The following is a 19,942-nucleotide window of genomic DNA, read 5'->3' as shown; positions in this document are numbered from 1 at the left end:
CGCTTTTGCTTTATTATCCTCCATGACAGTAGTCAGGGGGTGGTGGTATGAGGAAACTCCCAGTTGCGCTGGTCCTGCTGATCGCGGTTGCCCTGTTGGGAGTCAGTGCCCCCGGGATTAAAGCCGATGGGAGTCAGGTTTACTGGGTCAAGAGCTATGGCGGTAGCGGTGATGACGTTATCAATGACGTTAAGGTTCTACCGGATGGGAGCATTATCGCTGTGGGTTCCACTGATTCAAATGGAGCTGGTAGCGACGATGTCCTTGTAATGAAGCTTTCGTCTGAGGGTAACGTGGAATGGGCAAAGACTTACGGCGGAAGTAGGGGAGACGTGGCTTTCGCGGTTGCCATTGCAGAGAACGGGGACATTATAGTAGCTGGTTACACTGACAGCTTCGGCGCTAGTAGTGATGTTTGGGTTCTTCGTTTGGACGAGAATGGTAACGTGAAATGGCAAAAAACATACGGAGGAAGTCATATTGATGGCGCCCACGCCGTTGCTATAGCTCCCAACGGGAACATCGTCGTGGCTGGAAGAACTTACAGCTTCGGTGCTGGAGGCATTTGGGTTCTCAGGCTTGACAGCGAGGGAAACGTGAAATGGCAAAAAACATACGGAGGAAGTGGGGCTTCTGCGGTTGCTCTCGCTGAGAACGGAGATATTGTTGTCACGGGTTCTTTTACGATGCGACTTGATGCGAACGGAAACGTAATCTGGACAAAAAATATTAATGGCAACGCGGTTGCAATAGCTGAAAACGGGGATATAATCGTTACTGGCGGTTATGGTGGCGACGTTTGGGTTCTTCGCCTGGACGAGAATGGGAACGTAAAATGGCAGAAGACTTACGGCGGGAGCTGGGGGGATGAGGCTCGCGCGGTTGCTATCGCGCCAAACGGGGACATTATAGTGGCTGGCTACACTAACAGCTTTGGCGCTGGCGATTATGACTTTTGGGTTCTTAGGCTTGACGAGAACGGAAACATCAAATGGCAAAAAACCTACGGCGGAAGCGATTATGATCGGGCCAACGCGGTTGCCATTGCAGAAAACGGGGATATTATTGCCGCAGGTGAAACTTGGAGCTTCGGCGCTGGTGGTTATGACGTTTGGGTTCTCCGTCTCCCGCCGGATGGAAACCTGCTCTACTGCAACCTCTGCGGGAATTACAATGCACGGATTACCACTCCGAGTGTTCAGGTGAGTGATTCCAGCGCGACAGTTCAAGATACCAACGCAAACGTGCAAACCACCTATGCCTATTTCAACCCGTGGAATCCTACAGTGAAGACTCAATACATCTCCATCGGAACCCTCAGCGTCACCACAAATCCCCTTGGAGCTGAAGTTTACATTAACGGAACCTACGCCGGAACAACCCCACTCACCACGAACCTATCAGTAGGAACCTACGAGGTCACGCTCAAAAAAGAAAACTATACAGACTACACCACAACCGTGACGATAAAACCCGGAGAGGAGACGACCCTCAACGTCAATCTAACACTCCTTCCAGCGCATTTAACGATTAACTCAAACCCGCCAGGAGCCAAAGTTTACATCAACGGAACTTACGCCGGCACGACCCCCCTCTCAAACTACGAACTCCAGCCGGGGACTTACTCGATAAAACTCACCAAATATGGATACTACGATTACTCAACAACCATCACCCTCCAGCCAAACGAGACTAAAACACTAAACATTACCCTAAATCCAAATTATGCACACTTAACTATTGAATCTGACCCATCTGGAGCGAGTGTTTACGTTAACGGTACTTACAAGGGTGAAACACCCTTGACTCTTGATTTAATGGCCGGCTCTTATTCGATAAAACTCTCCAGGCAAGATTACAAGGATTACACTGAAACTGTAACCCTCTCGCCGGGAGATGTTAAGAGCCTATCAATAACGCTAACTCCGAAATTCGGATTTTTGAGCGTCACGTCAGAACCCTCAGGCGCTAAAGTCTACGTTGATGGGAATTACATCGGAGAAACACCCTTGGAGGATTACAAACTCCCCACTGGCGAGCACGAGGTGAAAGTGGAGAAGAGTGGTTATCAGCCGTTCGTAAAGAGCGTGACCATCAAACCCGGTGAAACCGCCAGTGTGAAGGCAACCCTAACACTCCTTCCTGGAACGCTAAAAATCACCAGCCAGCCCAGTGGGGCTGAAGTTTACATCAACGGCACTTACAAGGGCGTGACTCCATTGACTTTAGAACTCGAACCCGGGAGTTATACAATAAGGCTCACCCTGAACGGTTATCAGGACTACACAACGACAACAACCATCTCCCCCGGGAAAACAAAAGCTATCTCGGCGACCTTAAAGCCAGCATATGGTTATCTGAGTGTTGACTCCTCCCCCTCTGGTGCAGAAGTTTACGTTGACGGTAACTCCATCGGCGAGACCCCCATAACCGATTACAAGCTTTCTCCAGGCGAGCATGAAGTGAAGATCAAAAAGGACGGTTACAAGGAGTATACGAAAATCGTAACCATCACGGCAGGAGAAAAGAAAACGTTGAGTGCTTCCCTCGTACTCATCTCTCCACCAACTTCAAGCACCACAACCTCAGGAACTACAACCACGTCAAGCACTACAACTACGACCACTACCGGTTCAACAACAACCACTACCACCACAAGCTCGACACCAACAACTACCACTACAACGATTCCTCCTGCCTCCAGTTCAGAAACTTTACCAGCCCAAACCTCAGGAGGATCAAAACTTAACCCCCTCTACCTTGCAGGAGCCTTTATCGGCCTCATCCTCATCGGCGGCATAGCAGCAAAAGCCGTGAGGAAGAAACCTGAGAAACCTCCAAAAGAGACAAAAGAAACAGCAGAAAAACAAGAAAGAGATGGAACAGAAGGAAGTTCAAAGCCAGTCCCACGGAAGGAATCACCCATCCCCGGCTTCCCGTCTGCGCTCTTGGATAAATATGAACCCCTCGAATTCATAGGCGAAGGAGGCTTCGCCAAAGTATTCAAAGCCAAGAAGAAGAAAGACGGTAAAATCGTCGCCCTGAAAATCCCGCGCATAGACGAGAGAACCAGCAAAACCTTCATCAAAGAGGTCTCAACCTGGCTCCACCTTGATCACCCGAACATTGTCAAACTCTACGACGTGGACATACTCCCCATCCCGTACCTTGAGATGGAGTACGTCGAGGGCGTGAAGGTTAATGGAAAAACCGTCAGGGATCTCGGAGGTTACCCCAAGCCTGTAGACGAAAAGATTGCCCTAAAGCTCATCAGGGGCATCGCCGAGGGACTCAGGCACGCGCACTCAAAGGGCATCTATCACCGTGATCTCAAACCGCTCAACGTCCTTCTCAAAGCCGACCTAACACCCAAGATAACCGACTGGGGGCTGGCGAAGCTCGGGACAATGAGCTCAAGCAGGAGCGTCCTCGGCTACACGCCGCTCTATGCTTCTCCCGAACACCTGATGCCGGGCAAGTACGGGCACACAGACCATAGAACGGACATCTGGCAATTGGGCGTTACATTCTACGAACTCTTAACCGGCAAACTGCCCTTCGAGGGCTACACCTACGAGGAGGTCTTCGGCAAGATAACCGATGAAAGCTACCGCTTCACGCCGCCCTCGAAGATCAACCCCGCTCTTGCCAAGTACGACGGTATCTTCGAGAAGCTTTTGGCAAAGAGGAAGGAGGATCGCTACCAGTCCGTTGACGAGTTCCTGAGGGACCTCGAAAGACTTGAGGAGATCGAGAGGAAGAGGGCCGAGCTGGAGAAGGAGGTTGAGGAGCTGAAGAAGACCCTCTCAAAGAGCATTCAGGCCCTCAAACGGAGCACCACTCCGGAAGAGGCCCTCAGGAACAGAAGGCTCGTGGTCGAAACCCTCGGCAGGCTGGCTTTGGCTTACGCAGAGCTCAACAGAAAGGCCGAGCTTTTGAACACCCTCAACGACCTCAAGTTCTACACGGTTCAGAACCTTGCCGATCTTACCAACGCGATAAGCACGGTGGAGCTTCTCATCAAAGAGAACCTCCCCTTGAGCGACGACCTCATAGAAAGGCTTAAGGTTTTGGTTCACAACATAAAGAGGGAGAACGGGGCGTGATAGCGTGGTTCGGTTCTGGAAGTCCAAAGAGGAAAAGGAGATCGAGCGCAAGGTCAGGATGAGGAAGGCCAAAATGGCCCTCAAACAGTACATCAACAACCTCGAAGCCCTGAAAAGGAAGGTCTTCCTCCAGGGAAAGGAGGCGGCGAAACTCGGTGACGAGGCTCTCCTAAAGCGGAGCGCAATGAAGTACCTCGCGCTTGAGGAGAGGATAAAACAGGCGAAGAGGCTGCTCCTCCTCATGGAGGAGGCGGAAATCCAGAGGGAGCTCGTAAAGGTCTCTGCCAACTTCATCCAGTTCAGCAGGGACATCGTGGAGAGCATAGCGGAGGGGCCCGGGGCGGAGGACATAGCAAAGATGCAGGTGGAGTTCGAGAAGGCCATGACGAAGGTTGAAGGTTTGGATGAGGCTTTGAGCACGATGCTCGACCTGACGAGCGAGAGCATCCTGACGGGAGACTTTGACGCCGAGACTGTGGAGGAGGCAACGGCACTGTTTGAAGCCTCGGCGTCTTCTGATCTCGAGCCAAAGAGCAGGCTGAAGCAGATCGAAGATGCGATGAGGGGTTGACATGCAGTCCCTCTACCTATCCCTTTTTGAGGAGTGCAAAAGGGAGTACGAAAGGGCCCTCGGGCGGGGCCATTTTGAGGCCGCGAGGGAATACGCCCTCAAGTGCGCCCGGATCCTCAGGGTTCTCGCCGAGAAAGTCCCGGGGAAGAGGGAGTTCTACCTGGAAAAGGCGGAGAGCTGGGAGAGGGCTGCTAAAGAGATTAAATCAAAGCCTCCAAGCACGGCATCCCCTGGCAACGTTCAGCGGACGGGCCTCGAAGATGAGTACCGTTCCTACGTTGAGGGGCTCATATCAAAATCGGCCGTCACGTGGAAGGACATCGGTGGACTCTACGAGGTGAAAAAGCTTCTGGCCCAAAACGTCGCGCTCGCCTTCGCGAAGAAGCCTGAAGCAATAAAGCCCTGGAGGGGCATCCTGCTCTTCGGCCCGCCGGGGACGGGGAAGACCCTCCTAGCGAGTGCAGCCGCGGGAAGCCTGAAGGCGACGTTCTTCAACGTCAAGGCCAGCGACGTTCTGAGTAAATACTACGGTGAGTCATCGAAACTGATAAGCGCCCTCTATGGGATTGCAAAAGAAAAAGCACCGAGCATAATTTTCATCGATGAGGTTGATGCATTGAGCCTAAAAAGGGAGAACGTCCATGAGGCGACCCGGAGGACTCTGGCCACTCTTCTGGCAGAGATAGACGGCTTCAAGGGAGGGGAAGAAAAGTTCGTTCTCACACTGGCATCGACGAACACGCCGTGGGACTTAGATGAGGCTTTACTCAGCAGGTTTCCGCTGAGGATATACGTGCCCCTACCGGACAAAGAAGCCGCCAGGGAAATCGTGAAGATACACACCCGGGGGCTGGACATCTCAAAGCTTGACCTCAATGTCATAGCTGAGGAGAGCGTTAGACGGCTGTACTCGGGCAGGGAGATAGCCAACCTGTGTAGCATGGCCATTCATCACATGCTCGAAGACGTCAATCCAGAGCTCGCCGACCTGGAAAGGCTCTCGAGCATGGAAGTCAAGGATCTCAGGCTGAAGGTCAGGCCCCTTGAAATGGAGGATTTTGAGACATCTTTTAGGAGAATTAAGAGCCCGCTGACGCGGAAAAACATCGAGAAATACGAGAAGTGGGCGGAGGAGTTTGGAGAATAATTTCTTGAACTTTTTGAGATGGCACGTTGGAGTGTATGAACGAAAAGAAACCTAAAAATTGGGAGGTATGTTAAAAGTGCTGGGGATGACGCTGAGTCGATCGAAAATCTCTTATGTTTTTAAACGTCATGGTAAGTTTGGGTGGTGGTTGTGAATAAGGCGGCACTGTTCATAACGCTCATCCTATCATCGATTGTAGTTCCAAGATGATAAGGAGGGAGAAAGATGGGTAGAGAAGTTCAAGAGACAAAGCGTCCAAATGGAGGAATAAAGATGGACCGGAAAAACGTCACCCTTGGATACTTTTTCGTCCTAATTTTCCTTACGGTGCTTGAAATTTTCGAGGAATTCAAAAGTCAGGGCATAACTTGGATGATATTTGCGTTCTACCTGACAATTATCCTAATGTTCCTCTTTCCAATCCTCAAGCTCACCAATAGAGCAAAAAACGTTTCGAAGTATCTACCAGTAACCTCACTGGCCATAATCAACGTGCTGGTCGTTTACAGATGGTACCAAGCCTATCAGGTAGCCAAGGGTTATTACAATCCCCATCATATAAACTTAATCAGGCTTAAAGTACTTAGTGCAGTACTTTTTGGCGATCTGCATTCACCATCGTTACAATATTGGCACCCATTGTACTTTGTAGATTATTTTTCTGTTGCATTTCTCTCTATTGCGTTTTTCATTGGTGCATTTGGTTTTGTGGCGTGTTACATGTTAGAAATAGGGTCAAAAGCCAGAAGAATCGCCGCGCTCCTTTTGGCTGTCTTCGCTTTGGTTTTTCAAGTGCTCGCTATTATTATCACATGGAAAGAGCATGTGTGGCTGGATTGGGGGAGACTCTTGTTATTTTCTTTGATGTTTTTGGCTTGGGAATTGCCGATGATTGAAGAAATTCTCCACTGGAAAGCTTTAAAATTCACCACTGAGATTCTGTTGGTACTCTTTGGGGTTTCTTTCTTGGTTCTTGTTTTCTTCGTAGCTCAAGGACCGAATAAAGCCGATATTACGTTAGTAACCCCATCTTATTTATACTGTTACTCTGTGAGTAAGATTGCACTAGGAATTACACTCGCTCTAATGATGATGCCTGTCTTCTCCGTTACTCTAGTGCGCAACTCCAGAATAAAGTACACTACCCTTATTTTTCCACTTTTTTTCATTATTAATGTTTTCTTCATGCCCAAAGAATGGAACTGGTACACTGCAATGACAATCCTTTTCGGGAGTTTTATGACACTACTGCCCCCAGTTTTCCTCTTTGTGCTGTCTAAGGACACACCAAACAGAAAAAACATCGTGCTTGGATATTTTTCCATTCTAACTTTCCTTACGGTGTTTAAAATTTTCATAGAACTTAGCTATTGGGGAGAACTCGAAAAGTTGGTAGATTTTACATTCTATCTTGTGACTATTCTTATGTTTGTCTATCCGGTTCTTAAACTTACCAATCGAGCAAAAAATATTTCGAAGTATCTACCAGTAATTGCACTGGCTATAACCAACGTGCTGATCGTTTACTGGTGGACGGTCTATCACTGGCGGATTATGTGGATTATTTGGTTCTCAATTATACATACAGTAGAGTGGGAATTGCCAATTTGGAGTGGTTACATTGCATTCTTTATGAGTGTGTTTGGTTTTGTGGCGTGTTACATGTTAGAAATAGGGTCAAAAGCCAGAAGAATCGCCGCGCTCCTTTTGGCCGTCATTGCATTGGCTTTCCAAATGCTCATTGTTATTACATTCCGGAAATACCACCTCACGAGGAATTCGATAGTTGAGCTAATGCTGTTTTCTTTGATGTTTTTGGCTTGGGAATTGCCGATGATTGAAGAAATTCTCCACTGGAGAGCTTTAAAATCATCCACCAAGATCCTATTAACCCTATTTACTGTTTCCTTCCTAGCCTCCGTTTTGTTCACCGTTTTAATGGGAGATGTAAAAGGTATACTCGGGATCATTTTGCCTATGACGATGCCTGCTTTTTCCATCATCCCGGTGCGCAACTCCAGAATAAAGTACACAACCCTCATTCTCCCCATCATTTTCTCCAGTAGTGTTTTCCATTATGGCGAGTATAATATCGAGGGAATTATTTTCGGAGTTCTCATGGTACTCTTGCCTTCAGTTCTTCTCCTTGTGTTGTCTCCCAACATGTTCACAACGTTTCAAGTGGAAGATTCCAAAGAAAGTGAGACGGAATTGAGTAAGTTGCCGCCCAAAAAACGGCTGAAAGTTCTCAGGAAAGAATACTCAAGAATCTCGCCGTTGGAACTTCCCGAGGAGGCTTTGTCCGTCTACGAAGAGCTTAAGTCGATGATAGAGATCGCAGACGAGAAGGTACGCAGGAAGAAGGAAAAGGAAGAGGCCGTGCAACTCCTCGAAAGCATCGAAAGAAAGCTTCACGAAGTGACAAGACTCCGAGACGAGTACCTGAGCACTAAGAATAGAATCATCAGCGCGATAAGAGAGATACTAGAATCATAAAGCGACTATCAAAGCGTCTCATCATCCCTCTTCAATCTTTTCCATTCCCAGAACTTTAGCTCAAAAGTCCAGTTCGAAGAGGTGAGGGAGCAGATAAAGCTCCGCATGGAGAAGGGCCTTGAACTCCCGGTTGAGCTTATCGAGAAGGCGGAGATACTGGTACACGAGGCCATTGTTGGGTGAGTTTTTATTTTACTGTATTCTATCTCCCTCGGATGTTCAAACATGCCATTTCTTCCTGCGTTCTATCTTGTTCCACCTTAAGTGTACAACCTAACGTTTATAAGCATTGGTGTATAAGGTCGAACGCTTACCGTAAAATTTTCGGGGTGGGAGCATGCGAAAGCTCGACCTTACCGAGAAGGACCCTTCTAAGAGAGTCACGATTTACTTTGAGGGACAACCCCTGGAGGCCTACGAGGGCGAGAAGATTACCGTCGCGCTTCTCGCGAACGGGGTCTACTGGCTCACGACGAGCACCGAGGGCAGAAAGAGGGGTGCCTTCACCTTCGGCCCGGTTCCGATGGTCGTCAACGGCGTCAAGAACGTCAACGCGAGGAAGACAACGGTTAGAGACGGCATGAGGCTTGAGAAGCAGGGCTACGGCGACTTCCAGGAGACTGTAGAAATCGACGAGAGCAAGCCCGTTCTCCGCTATGTTGTTGACGTGGCCGTTATCGGCGCCGGTCCGGCTGGCCTTGGCGTCGTCAAGGAAATCGGCGGAAGGCTCACGACGGCGATAATCGAGGAGAAGGGCTGGCTCGGCGGAGACTTAAAGCTCAAGGGCGTCGAGCAGGAGGGCTTTGGAGACCCCATGGAGGCCCTGAAGGAGCTCACCGATTTGCCAGAGAACACCCGCATCTTCCTGAAGAGCGTCGCGATAGGTGTCTTCGACAAGGGCGAGTACTTCCTCGTGCCTATCGTTAGGGGCGACCAGCTGATTGAGCTCCTCGCCAAGCGCGTGGTTTTGGCTACCGGAGCCGTTGACAACATCATGCTCTTCGAGAACAACGATTATCCCGGCGTCTTCAGGAGGAGCGACGCGCTCGAAGTCATGAACGTCTGGGGAGTTGCGCCAGGAAAGAAGGTGGCCGTCGTCGGGGCCTTTCCGGAGGAGCTGACGGCCGAGCTCGACCGCTGGGGGATTGAGTACGTCGTCGTGCCCAACCCGAAGCGCGTTGAGGGTAAAGAGAAGGTCGAGAGGCTCATAGACGCAAACGGCAACGTTTACGAGGTCGACGCCGTCATAGTCTCCGACGGCAGAAGACCCGACATAAACCCCGTAACCCAGGCCGGCGGAAAGCTGTACTTCAAGCGCGGTTACTACCGTCCGGTTCTCGACTCAAACCACAGAATCCGCGAGGGAATCTACGTTGCAGGCAGTGCGGTTTCGATAAAGCCCCACTACGCGAACTACCTCGAGGGAAGGCTCGTAGGTGCTTACATTCTCAGGGAGTTCGGCTTCGAGGCCGAGCCCTGCATATACGAGGAGAGGCTGAAGAACTACGAGCCGATAGCTGTCCCAGTCCACAGGCTTCCGCTCGACGAGTTCAACGGCGAGGACGTCCAGATTTGCGGCTGCGACGTGACGCTGAGAAAGGTCGACGACGTCGTGAAGTCCGGCATCACCGACCTCCAGATAATCAAAAGGCTGACCCACCTCGCCATGGGCTTCTGCCAGGGACGCTTCTGCCTCTTCAACGGTGCCATCGTTGTATCCCAGAGAACCGGAACGCCGATGGATAAACTCGACATTCCCGTCGCGAGGCCCCCGCTCAAGAACATCAAGATGAAGGTTCCCGCGAGGAGGGATTGAAGATGCCGACGAGGGAACTTCCCGAGAGGAGCGAGATAACGATTATCGGTGGCGGAATAGTCGGCGTTACAATAGCGCACGAGTTAGCTAAGCGCGGTGAGGAGGTCACTGTAATAGAGAAGCGCTTCATCGGCTCGGGCTCCACCTTCCGTTGCGGAACAGGAATAAGACAGCAGTTCAACGACGAGGCCAACGTCCAGGTTATGAAGCGCTCCGTCGAGCTGTGGAAGAAGTACAGCGAGGAGTACGGCTTCTCCTTCGAGCAGACCGGCTACCTCTTCCTGCTCTACGACGACGAGGAGGTCGAGGAGTTCAGGCGCAACATCGCGATACAGAACCGCTTCGGCGTCCCGACGAGGCTCATAACGCCGGAAGAGGCCAAGGAGATAGTGCCGCTCCTCGACATCAGCGAGGTCATTGCCGCTTCCTGGAACCCAACCGACGGAAAGGCGGACCCCTTCCACTCCACCGCGAAGTTCGCGATAAAGGCCGAGGAGTTCGGGGCCAAGCTCGTCGAGTATACCGAGGTCAAGGACTTCATCATCGAGAACGGCGAGATTAAGGGGCTGAAGACGAGCAGGGGAGTCATAAAGACGGGCATAGTCGTCAACGCCACCAACGCCTGGGCCAAGCTCATCAACGCGATGGCAGGAATAAGCACGAGGATTCCGATAGAGCCCTACAAGCATCAAGCTGTTATCACGCAGCCCATAAAGAAGGGAGCGATTAAGCCGATGGTCATATCCTTCAAGTACGGGCACGCCTACCTCACCCAGACCGCCCACGGCGGCGTCGTCGGCGGAGTCGGCTACGAGCTCGGGCCAACCTACGACCTCAGCCCGACCTACGAGTTCCTGCGCGAGGTGAGCTACTACTTCACCAAGATTATTCCGGCTTTAAGGGAGCTCCTAATCCTGAGAACCTGGGCCGGCTACTACGCAAAGACACCCGACAGCAATCCAGCCATAGGGAAAATCGAGGAGCTGAGCGACTACTACATTGCCGCGGGTTTCAGCGGGCACGGCTTCATGATGGCCCCGGCTGTGGCAGAGATGGTGGCGGACCTTATTACGAGGGGCAGAACAGACCTGCCAGTCGAGTGGTACGACCCGTACCGCTTCGAGCGCGGAGAACTGCGCGGGCAGGCGCTCCAGATGGGTTGAGTTTTTAACCCTTTTCTCCAAATTTATCCGGTGGTTCCATGACTTCCCTGTACGATTACATGAGGCGGCCGATGGATCCGTCCAGCGAGCTCGCCCAGAGGAGGTACGTGGCCATAAGGAGCTTCTTCAACTGGGCCCTCAAGGAGGAGCTCGTACCGAGGAAGAGGGAGCTCAGAATCCTCGATCTGTGTGCGGGAACCGGTATAGCGGGAGCAGCCCTTCTGGAGACCCTCTGGGAATGGGGCGTTGAGGCCTCGCTGACCCTGATCGAGAGGAGGAAAGAGGACCTGCTCCTCGTGGAGGAATGGCTGCCCGGCGAGAGGGAAGTCATTGGAATCATCGGGGACTGTCTCACCGAGCTTCCGAAGCTGAGGGACTACGACGTTGCCCTGCTGTGGGGACACAGCATGGCCCATTTCAACCCCTTCCAGGCGGCGGAGCTCTTCCAGAAGGTCGCTAAAGCTCTCGGTCCCGAGGGGGTGTTCCTGATAGAGGAAACCGACAACTTCGAGAGGCTCTTCTACCGGGGGAGGTACCGCAGTCCCCACGTCGAGGCCAGGGGAGACGACTGGACCTTAGTTTCCCTCGACGAGGGCTATTCCAGAAAAAAGGGAACCGCCCTCGTTGGGTTCTACAAACTCCCCGGCTGGGAGCCCGTTGAGAAAATCGAGATCAGGTTCTGGGATCTGGCGGGAATCGCGGGAATGCTCTCGATGGTCTTTGAGCGGGTTGGCATCGTCTCGAAGAGCGAACACGGGATCGTTGGAGTGGACGATGTGATCTACGGAACATTCCCTCACCGGGCGTAGTATTCGGGCCTCCTGTCGCGGAACACGTCGTTGTAGTCGTTCAGTCTCTTGTTCCTGGCTAGGGACAGGTCTATCTCAGCTATGCCGAGTTCCTCCCCGTCTTCGCTTCCCTCCACGAGGGTTTCGGCGAGGGGGGAGTTGATCTGGCTCCTGCCGATGAACCTGAGACCCCTCTCCTCACCAACCCTGTCCGCGGTTATCGTGTAAACCCGGTTTTCGAGGGCCCTTATCGGCATGGCCCTGGGAGCGTAGGGCATGACGAGGTTTGCGGGATGGGCTATTATTTCGGCCCCCTTAAGGGCGAGTGTTCTCGCCGATTCCGGGAAGAACCAGTCGAAGCATATCATCACCCCTACCCGGGCAAAGCCCAGGTTAAAAACCTCAAAACCGAGGTTCCCGGGTTCAAAGAACTCCTTCTCCCTGGCGAAGAGGTGAACCTTCCTGTACCTCCCGAGGTATCCGGCCGGGCCAACCACAACCGCCGAGTTGTAGAGCCTGCCGAAGCGATCTTTCTCGGCCGTTCCGGCGATTATGAAGATCCTGTACCTCCTGGCGAGGCGCAAGAGAAGGCGCGTCGTCCTGCCGTCGGGTATGGGGGAGGCGACTTCCTCCACCTCGGCCCTGCTGCTGAAGTTGTAGCCAGTATCGAAGAGCTCGGGAAGAACTATGAGCCTGACGTCGTTCTCAGCGGCCTCGGCAACCAGTCTCTCCGCCTTGGAGTAGTTTGCCTCGGGATCGAGAAGGACGGGTCTCATCTGGCCGAAAGCGACCTTTACCATTTCTCCCACCTTGAGCACCTACGCGGTTGGAGTAAATAAAGTTGTCGTGGAAGGAAAGGGATTGCTGAAAAGGTTTTAACAGGGCAAATTAGATTTTCAGCCAAGATAACGGCATTAAACCATGAGTGCGTTTTATATCTCAACGCATTGGTTAATATAGAGCGTTTTACCGGAAAAAATCAAGGATTGAGCCTTTGAATTCAGTTTTGTTCGGCCGACTGTAAAAGGATGGATGGGCGGCTTTTTCCGGTTTAGAGGGCCGTGAGGATACGCGGGGAAAAGCCAAAGGGAAAAAGCTTAAAAACCCTCCCGGGAACCCGGAGCTGGTGACGATCATGAAGAGGCGTCCAAGGAAGTGGAAGAAGAAGGGCAGGATGAGGTGGAAGTGGATCAAGAAGAGGATACGCAGGCTCAAGAGGCAGAGGAAGAAGGAGCGCGGTCTCATCTGATCCCGCTTCCCGGTGGTGGTATGGGGATTTCTCCCTTTTCTTTCAATGACCTCTCACTTGAGCTCCGGACTTCGCGCGGAAAAACCCTTCTCCTCGCGGATCTTCACATCGGGTTCGAGTTCTCCCGGGGACTGCGGATCAGAACGAGGTTTGAGGAACTCCTCGCCGGCTTTATCGTGGAGAAAGATCCTGACCTTCTGATACTCCTCGGGGACGTTAAGGAACCATTGGGCCTCAGTTTCGGGCTCAAAAAGATCCTCATGGAATTCTTCTCGGAGCTTAAAGGAATTCCAACGATCATCACGAAGGGAAACCACGACGGCAGGATAGAGGATGCCGTTGGGGCCTTCAGGGACGTCAGGGTTGTTCAGTACTTCACCCTCGACGGGATGCTGTTCCTCCACGGCCACACTCAGCTTCCGGAGGGCGAGTTCAGGGAGGTTTACCTCGGGCACATCCATCCCGCGTACGTGTTCAAGGATCGGGGAGTTAGGAGAAAGGTGAAAGTTTTCGCGAGGGTTGGAAGTTACCTCGTGCTGCCGACGGTGAACCCGTACATAGAGGGGTTCCCCATCGAAGAGGGCCTGAGAATGGTGCCGTTTCTAAAGGACGTTGAATACGTTGACGTTTTCCTACCTGAAGGGATATATCTCGGAAAAATACGAATGAAATGATAGACAAAAGCAAACAAAAGGACGCAGTTGAGCTTTCATTATTCTAACGGATCGTGAGTTTTAGCCCCTTATTTGATCCACCAAGATCATGCCACCCCGGTAAGGGTGGGATCGCCGCCAATTTTATCGAGATTCTGATTTTAAGGATTACTCAGTCGCAAAACGGTAGAAAAAGCTCTATATAAGCTTTTTTGTTCGAGATATCCAGGGCAAAAGGATTTTCTTTGGAAATTCACCATGTACCTACATAAATGCCTACATATTCGGCCAGCCCGTTAGGATAAATCCAACATTTCCAGTCCAGCCATCAAGAACAATTAGAATTTCTACAAAGGTTTGAAAATGGAACGGAAAAATCACTTCTCGAGTGACTGGGCGCGCTTTGCCAGGTCCTGAAGCTGTCCCTCAAGTCTTCTGAGTGCTTCCTGGGTTCTCTGGATAGCTGTATCGTACTCGTTGATCCGCCTGTCAATCAACTCTATGGCGTTCTCAACGGGCATTTCCGCGGAGTAGCCAGCTCCGATACTGACGATAGCCCGCTCCTTGTCCGCTATGGTTCCCTTGAGGAAGGAACCGCCCCCGATAGGCACGAGGATCTCCGGGTTCTCGGAGTCTATGCTCTTCAACCCTTCCAGGGTCTCCTTGAGGGCTGTCAGCTCGTTCTTCGCGAGGGTCAGGAGCTCGAGGTTCTGGGCCAGCAGCTGAGCCTGAGCCTGAAGGAGCTGATACTCGTACGCGAGCTTCTCAAGCTCTTCCCTTTTCTTCACGTTCTCTTCCATCCGAATCACCTCCAGAAATTGGGAGGGGTGGTTTAAAGGCTTTCCGCAGCGGTTCTGCCCTTGAAGATGTCAACCCTCGTTATTATCCCCACGATCCTGCCGGTCCTGTCCTGGACGAGAACGGCCGGGTGCTCCTCGAGGAGGTACTTAACGACCTCCAGATCCTCCTCCTCGTTCACGATGGGGAACGGTTCGTCCATTACCTCAAGAACCTTCCTGTCGTAGATGTCCTCGTACTCGAGGCTTCGACGGACGAGGGAACGCTCCGTAACCGAACCGACGACCTTGTTCCCGCTTATGACGGGGATCTGGGAGATGTTGTGGGAGTTCATGAGCTTTATCACGGTCTCGACCTTTTCGTAGGGCTTGACCGATATAACCGGGGATGACATTACATCGCGGGCCTTTGGGAGGGCCTTCTTGCACTCAAGGAGGGCCTGGAGAATTCGGTTAAACGTGGACAGCCGGGGATCGACTCTGCCGCTCTCGAGCTTCGCTATATACGCCTGCGTAACCCCAGCTTTTCTGGCGAGCTCTTCCTGGGTTATCCCGAGTTCCTTTCTGATCTTCCTGATCACTGAGGGATCGATGGGCCGGGGTATGATCACCGTAATGACCACCGGTTATATTCCGGGGTTTGGGTTAATAAACCTTGAGGAATCGTTTTAAGACCCTCGATCCATATCCGTAATTAATGAGGGCCCTAAAATCCGCAACAGTGCTGATGCTCATTCTCACAGCCATTGCCGTTCTCGGGTTAGCCGTGCCCAACATCAGCGTTCAGGTTCAGGGGATTGGAAGCTCAACAACACCAGTGTACAGCCCCACGGGTTCAGGGGGCTTCTACTTCTGGATCTCAACGGCAACGTATAACATCCTGAACGTTACACTGATGTTTGCCGACAACCTGAGTGCTGGAACGACGATATACGTCAAGCTTTACAACTCGAGCGGGGACTTAATAGCGGTCTGGAGCAGAACTTTGACGCAGGTTCTCCCAGCTCTGGAAGAGATCAACGTCTCCCCATCCAGTCAAGTCAGCATCTACGACGTTTCGGACATTCACGTCGTTCTCAATTCTCCAGACTACGTTTCCGGTTCCGGCAGTTTCCAGCTTGTGGTTAAGAAGATAGGAGCTGGATTGTTTACAGGGGATATCTGCAATCCAATAGCCGTAAACAACCCGGGTATAACCCCTCTCTACAACTACACCCTAAAGGTTGTCCTCAACTCAACCTCCGACGTTCTCTGGAGTTATATCAACTCGACAAACGTATATTTCACGACATCCGCGGGAAGTCCCCTCTATTATTGGGTGCAACAGCTGGACTCCACAAACGAGCAGGCAATCATCTGGGTGAAGGTTCCCTACATACCAGCGGGTGGAAGCGTTGTGGTGTGCATGCACTACGGTGGCACCAATCCATACTCATCCTACAATGACCCGTACAGGACGTTCCTGCTCTTCGACGACTTCGATGGAACCAGCGTAAACACAACTATATGGAACGTCCATGGAACCCCCTCAGTGAGTGGCGGGATCCTTTACATGAGCGGTGTTTATAAAATATTGTGGTGGGCGTATGGGAGCCCTACGTGGATTTGGACCAAGATAAACCTACCCACCTCATATGAAGTTATAATGAATGCGAGTCTTTCTTATCCTGACGGGTGGATTGCCTTTGGCAGTACTAGCTTTACCCCGGGCCCTTTTTACGCGATTTATATAAATACAACCTCCGGGATAGGATATGGTGAAACCATAGAGTACGACAATAACCTGAACGAATACGATGCCCTGACCAGGAGGAGCATAATAAATGGAAGCGGGACAGTTTTGGATTATATAAACAATCCCTACTCCCTCAACACATGGAGCATATTTGAAATCTACGTAAACTCAAACGGTACAGTATATACGTATCAAGATGGAACTCTTGTAGTCGGGTACACCCTAAATTCCTCGTACGTAATGAGCGGGCCCTTCGGCTTCGGTCAAATAACGGGAAGAACCCCAAGCGAGTACGATTGGATAGCCATAAGGAAGCATGCCTCCCCCGAACCGACTGTCACAGTTGGCCACTGGTATGGGGCACTGGTATTCTACCCCTCACCACCCGGATAAACCTCACTCAGCACGTTTCCCAGTTTCCCGGAAGAATTCGACAGTCTTCTTAAGCCCCTCCTCCAGTGAAAACTCCGGCTCAAAGCCTAGCTTTCTGATTTCGCTTATGTCCGCGAGGCTGTGCCTTATGTCGCCAGGCCTCGGTTTGTCGAAGATTATCGAGCTCGTCGTCCCGGTTATCTCGATTATTTTCATCGCGAGCTCGAGGATGCTCGTTTGCCTTCCTGTGGCGACGTTGAAGACCCTCCCGTTCGCTTTCCTGCTCTCGGCCACGAGGAGGTTGGCCCTGACGACGTCCTTCACGTAGATAAAATCCCTCGTCTGCTTGCCGTCGCCGAAGATTACGAGCGGTTCTCCTGCCAAGGCCCTGTTGATGAATATGCTTATCACTCCCGCGTACTGATTAAAGCTCTGCCTCGGCCCGAAGACGTTGAAGTAGCGGAGCGCGACGACGGGCAAACCGTAGAGTTCGTGGTAAACGCGAAGGTACTCTTCAGCGGTAGCTTTCGTCACGCCGTAGGGCGAGAGCGGTCTCGGTCGTTCGGTTTCCTTCAGCGGAAGGTTGGGGTTGTCGCCGTAGACGGCGGCCGAGGAGGCGAATATGAGCTTTCCGTGCCCTTCGAGGAGAGCTCTGATGATGTTGAGGGTTCCGAGAACGTTTACCTCCTCCGTGAAAACAGGGTCGCGAATGCTCTCAACGACGCTAACCTGCGCCGCCTCGTGGAAGACGTAGTCAGCTTGGCTTATCAGCTCGGCTATTGCGCTGTAGTCCCTTATATCGGCCTTAACCAGCTTCGCCCCGGGCGGAACGTTCTCAGGCTTGCCGGTGTAAAGGTTATCGATAACGATCACATCGTTGTCCTTGACGAGCTCCCAGGCGATGTGAGAACCTATGAATCCAGCCCCGCCGGTGACGACGATCAGCTTGTTCCTCATTCCGATCCCCAACCGTTGGTGTTACTCAAGAGTTTTAACCTTTTTCAGGTGTTCCGCCTCAGGCATTGACGCAAAAATGCCTAATTCGAAAGCATTATAAGGGCCCTCTTGACTTAAACGTTGGTAAGGAGCCATGCCGAGCTACATAGTCGTTGGCGGTCAATGGGGTGACGAGGGCAAGGGTTCTATCATAGCGTACCTCGCCCTGAAGGACGAGCCCGAGGTCATAGCGCGCGGCGGCGTTGGGACGAACGCGGGCCACAGCGTTTTTATCAACGGAAAGAAGTACGCGGTGAGACAGCTTCCAACGGGTTTCATGCAGACCAAGGCGAGGCTCCTCGTCGGGGCCGGCGTTCTCGTTGACCCGGAGGTTTTCTTCCACGAACTCGAACACCTCGGGGACTTCAAAGTCGCCGAGAGGGTTGGAATAGACCACCGCTGCGCGATAATCGAGGAGAGGCACAGGCAACTCGACCGCTCCAACAGCCACCTACATGAGAAGATAGGGACGACGGGAAGCGGCTGCGGGCCGGCTAACGCGGACAGGGTCATGAGGAAGGCAAGGCTCGCGAGGGATATTCCCGAGCTTGAGCCCTACCTGACGGATGTTGCCGCGGAAGTGAACGACGCGCTCGACGAGGGGAAGCTCGTCCTCATCGAGGGGACGCAGGGCTTCGGGCTGAGCCTCTACTACGGCACCTATCCCTACGTTACCTCCAAGGACACAACCGCCTCAGCGATAGCGAGCGACGTCGGAGTGGGACCGACGAGGGTTGATGATGTCATAGTCGTCTTCAAGAGCTTCCCGACGAGGGTCGGTGCCGGGCCGTTTCCGACGGAGATGAGCCAGGAGGAAGCGGAGAAGCTCGGTCTCGTCGAGTACGGGACTGTAACAGGCAGGAGGAGGCGCGTCGGCTGGTTCGACTTCGAGTTCGCCCGCTACTCCGCCAGGATCAACGGGGCAACGATGCTCGCTTTAACGATGCTTGACAAGTACGACAAAGATGCTTTTGGCGTGACAGACTACGACAAACTGCCGAAAAAGGCAAAGGAGTTCGTGGAGGAGGTAGAGGAGCGCGTTGGAGTTCCAGTGGCCCTCATAAAGACCGGGCCCGAGCTGGGGCACATCATCGACAGGAGAGAGGTTATTTAGCTCCTTTTCTTTAACACCACCTCAAAGTGGCCCTCTTCGCCAACGTCCGGCCTCATGGGGGCGTCGAGTGCGAGCCGTATTCCGTACCTCCCGTGACCGGCGATGCACTCGAAGCCCTCCCCTCCGAAGGGGTTTTCCCTCACGAGCAGGCGAAGGAGCTCCCTGGGAGAGATGGCGCGGTGTGCAACTATCAGCACGTCCTCCTCAGGGAGAAGCTCCCTCGAAAAGGAGAAGTTTATCCCCCCACCGAGCCCGAAAACGTTCGACTCAAGTGCCGAATGGAAGATCTCAGCCTTGGCCTTCCGGGCCCTCACGAGGCTCGCGTAGACCCTGCCCTCTATCAGCTTGCCCCTACCCTCGAACACGAGCTCCGCCCCGTCGCTTTCCCAGGTGAGTGTTATCCTGCCCGAGCCGGTAACTTCCCCATCCTTTGTTGCCACGAGCAAGAGCAGATCCTTAGCCGGGCCGGAAACAATTCTCAGAGCCGGGAACTCCATAAAACCGTCGCCGTTTCTCTTGATAGTGACGATGAAGGGCCCCTCCGGGAGCTCTATCACCGATCCACTGCCCCTCGACCGGACGTCGAAAGAGTGTGAACTTACGTAGCTTCCCCTTCCGCCCCTCTTCCACTCTCCCCTGCTCCGGTAGACACCGAGCTCGTACTCAACCTGTGTGGGGAACGGTATTTTTCCATCAATCATCTGATCTGGAAAGGCCTTGAGCGCACGATCCTCGGCGAGGTAGTTTCTGACCGCGAACAGAGAAACCGAGAGGGAGACCACCACAAGGGCCGTTGCAAGGGCACGGAAGGCAGCTGAAGCCTGAGGAGGCGCGGAAAGGGCGAGCTTGAGGATGATCACCGCGACGAGCAGAAGAAGTGAGAACAGGAAAAGCACGTACCTCTTTGAGTACCTCCTGTAAACGAGCACCCTCATGCTA

Annotated in this window: 15 protein-coding genes; 10 read left to right on the top strand and 5 right to left on the bottom strand. The window is 52.5% G+C overall.

The features are described 5' to 3' along the window. The first annotated feature begins 47 nt into the window (after positions 1–47). From TAM4_RS11570 to TAM4_RS01405, 7 genes are all read left to right on the top strand, one after another. A complete protein-coding gene (locus tag TAM4_RS11570) occupies positions 48–4,106 on the top strand; it encodes a PEGA domain-containing protein (protein ID WP_083820395.1) in 4,059 nt (1,352 codons plus the stop codon). Between the two features lie 4 nt (positions 4,107–4,110). Continuing rightward, positions 4,111–4,677 (top strand): hypothetical protein, encoded by a 567-nt coding sequence (locus TAM4_RS01430; protein WP_014121451.1) that lies wholly within the window; start codon positions 4,111–4,113, stop codon positions 4,675–4,677. A gap of 1 nt (position 4,678) precedes the next feature. Further along, the gene (locus TAM4_RS01425; protein ID WP_014121450.1) at positions 4,679–5,824 is read left to right on the top strand and encodes an ATP-binding protein; all 1,146 of its coding nucleotides are present in this window, start codon (positions 4,679–4,681) and stop codon (positions 5,822–5,824) included. Positions 5,825–6,049: 225 nt separating this feature from the next. Continuing rightward, the gene (locus TAM4_RS01420; protein WP_014121449.1) at positions 6,050–8,320 is read left to right on the top strand and encodes a hypothetical protein; all 2,271 of its coding nucleotides are present in this window, start codon (positions 6,050–6,052) and stop codon (positions 8,318–8,320) included. Between the two features lie 337 nt (positions 8,321–8,657). Continuing rightward, entirely contained in the window at positions 8,658–10,136 is a 1,479-nt protein-coding gene (locus TAM4_RS01415) for an FAD-dependent oxidoreductase (RefSeq protein WP_014121448.1), read from the top strand. A 2-nt stretch (positions 10,137–10,138) separates the two neighbouring features. Beyond that, positions 10,139–11,299, top strand: a complete 1,161-nt coding sequence (locus TAM4_RS01410; RefSeq protein WP_014121447.1) for an FAD-binding oxidoreductase — start codon at positions 10,139–10,141, stop codon at positions 11,297–11,299. A gap of 38 nt (positions 11,300–11,337) precedes the next feature. Further along, a complete protein-coding gene (locus tag TAM4_RS01405; RefSeq protein WP_014121446.1) occupies positions 11,338–12,108 on the top strand; it encodes a class I SAM-dependent methyltransferase in 771 nt (256 codons plus the stop codon). Here TAM4_RS01405 and TAM4_RS01400 read toward each other — a convergent pair. Then, positions 12,096–12,887, bottom strand: coding sequence for a nitrilase (locus TAM4_RS01400; RefSeq protein ID WP_014121445.1), 792 nt, complete (start codon positions 12,885–12,887; stop codon positions 12,096–12,098). The genes TAM4_RS01405 and TAM4_RS01400 overlap by 13 nt on opposite strands. 469 nt (positions 12,888–13,356) lie before the next feature. On the opposite strand from TAM4_RS01400, the gene TAM4_RS01390 reads away from it, so the two are divergent. Further along, positions 13,357–14,010 (top strand): metallophosphoesterase, encoded by a 654-nt coding sequence (locus tag TAM4_RS01390; RefSeq protein ID WP_014121444.1) that lies wholly within the window; start codon positions 13,357–13,359, stop codon positions 14,008–14,010. 356 nt (positions 14,011–14,366) lie between these two features. Here TAM4_RS01390 and pfdA read toward each other — a convergent pair whose 3' ends face one another. Beyond that, positions 14,367–14,789 (bottom strand): prefoldin subunit alpha, encoded by a 423-nt coding sequence (pfdA, locus tag TAM4_RS01385; RefSeq protein ID WP_014121443.1) that lies wholly within the window; start codon positions 14,787–14,789, stop codon positions 14,367–14,369. Positions 14,790–14,821: 32 nt separating this feature from the next. Beyond that, positions 14,822–15,409, bottom strand: a complete 588-nt coding sequence (locus TAM4_RS01380) for a CBS domain-containing protein (RefSeq protein WP_083820394.1) — start codon at positions 15,407–15,409, stop codon at positions 14,822–14,824. 104 nt (positions 15,410–15,513) lie between these two features. Between TAM4_RS01380 and TAM4_RS01375 the strand changes: the two genes are divergently transcribed. Beyond that, complete coding sequence (locus tag TAM4_RS01375) at positions 15,514–16,914, top strand: DUF2341 domain-containing protein (protein WP_237702108.1); 1,401 nt, start codon at positions 15,514–15,516, stop codon at positions 16,912–16,914. A 3-nt stretch (positions 16,915–16,917) separates the two neighbouring features. Here the strand turns inward: TAM4_RS01375 and TAM4_RS01370 are convergent, their stop codons facing one another. Beyond that, positions 16,918–17,850: an SDR family oxidoreductase gene (locus TAM4_RS01370; RefSeq protein ID WP_014121440.1), complete on the bottom strand. Its 933-nt coding sequence runs from the start codon at positions 17,848–17,850 to the stop codon at positions 16,918–16,920. 133 nt (positions 17,851–17,983) lie between these two features. Between TAM4_RS01370 and TAM4_RS01365 the strand changes: the two genes are divergently transcribed. Then, positions 17,984–19,003 carry an adenylosuccinate synthetase gene (locus tag TAM4_RS01365; protein ID WP_014121439.1) on the top strand — a complete coding sequence of 340 codons (1,020 nt, stop codon included), beginning with the start codon at positions 17,984–17,986 and terminating at the stop codon, positions 19,001–19,003. Here the strand turns inward: TAM4_RS01365 and TAM4_RS01360 are convergent. Next, a complete protein-coding gene (locus TAM4_RS01360; protein WP_014121438.1) occupies positions 19,000–19,938 on the bottom strand; it encodes a hypothetical protein in 939 nt (312 codons plus the stop codon). The genes TAM4_RS01365 and TAM4_RS01360 overlap by 4 nt on opposite strands. Between the last annotated feature and the right edge of the window lie 4 nt (positions 19,939–19,942).

This window comes from Thermococcus sp. AM4 (genome assembly GCF_000151205.2).
In the GTDB taxonomy this organism is placed as follows: Archaea; Methanobacteriota_B; Thermococci; order Thermococcales; family Thermococcaceae; genus Thermococcus.
The sequence above is the reverse complement of the archived record's forward strand: the minus strand, read 5'-3'. Positions and strand labels throughout refer to the sequence as shown.

Bases quoted from the DNA above. Each gene is read 5' to 3' on its own strand.
- TAM4_RS11570 (WP_083820395.1), top strand. From the start codon at position 48: ATGAGGAAACTCCCAGTTGCGCTGGTCCTGCTGATCGCGGTTGCCCTG.
- TAM4_RS01425 (WP_014121450.1), top strand. From the start codon at position 4,679: ATGCAGTCCCTCTACCTATCCCTTTTTGAGGAGTGCAAAAGGGAGTAC.
- TAM4_RS01420 (WP_014121449.1), top strand. From the start codon at position 6,050: ATGGGTAGAGAAGTTCAAGAGACAAAGCGTCCAAATGGAGGAATAAAG.
- TAM4_RS01415 (WP_014121448.1), top strand. From the start codon at position 8,658: ATGCGAAAGCTCGACCTTACCGAGAAGGACCCTTCTAAGAGAGTCACG.
- TAM4_RS01410 (WP_014121447.1), top strand. From the start codon at position 10,139: ATGCCGACGAGGGAACTTCCCGAGAGGAGCGAGATAACGATTATCGGT.
- TAM4_RS01405 (WP_014121446.1), top strand. From the start codon at position 11,338: ATGACTTCCCTGTACGATTACATGAGGCGGCCGATGGATCCGTCCAGC.
- TAM4_RS01400 (WP_014121445.1), bottom strand. From the start codon at position 12,887: ATGGTAAAGGTCGCTTTCGGCCAGATGAGACCCGTCCTTCTCGATCCC.
- TAM4_RS01390 (WP_014121444.1), top strand. From the start codon at position 13,357: ATGGGGATTTCTCCCTTTTCTTTCAATGACCTCTCACTTGAGCTCCGG.
- pfdA (WP_014121443.1), bottom strand. From the start codon at position 14,789: ATGGAAGAGAACGTGAAGAAAAGGGAAGAGCTTGAGAAGCTCGCGTAC.
- TAM4_RS01375 (WP_237702108.1), top strand. From the start codon at position 15,514: ATGCTCATTCTCACAGCCATTGCCGTTCTCGGGTTAGCCGTGCCCAAC.
- TAM4_RS01370 (WP_014121440.1), bottom strand. From the start codon at position 17,850: ATGAGGAACAAGCTGATCGTCGTCACCGGCGGGGCTGGATTCATAGGT.
- TAM4_RS01365 (WP_014121439.1), top strand. From the start codon at position 17,984: ATGCCGAGCTACATAGTCGTTGGCGGTCAATGGGGTGACGAGGGCAAG.
- TAM4_RS01360 (WP_014121438.1), bottom strand. From the start codon at position 19,938: ATGAGGGTGCTCGTTTACAGGAGGTACTCAAAGAGGTACGTGCTTTTC.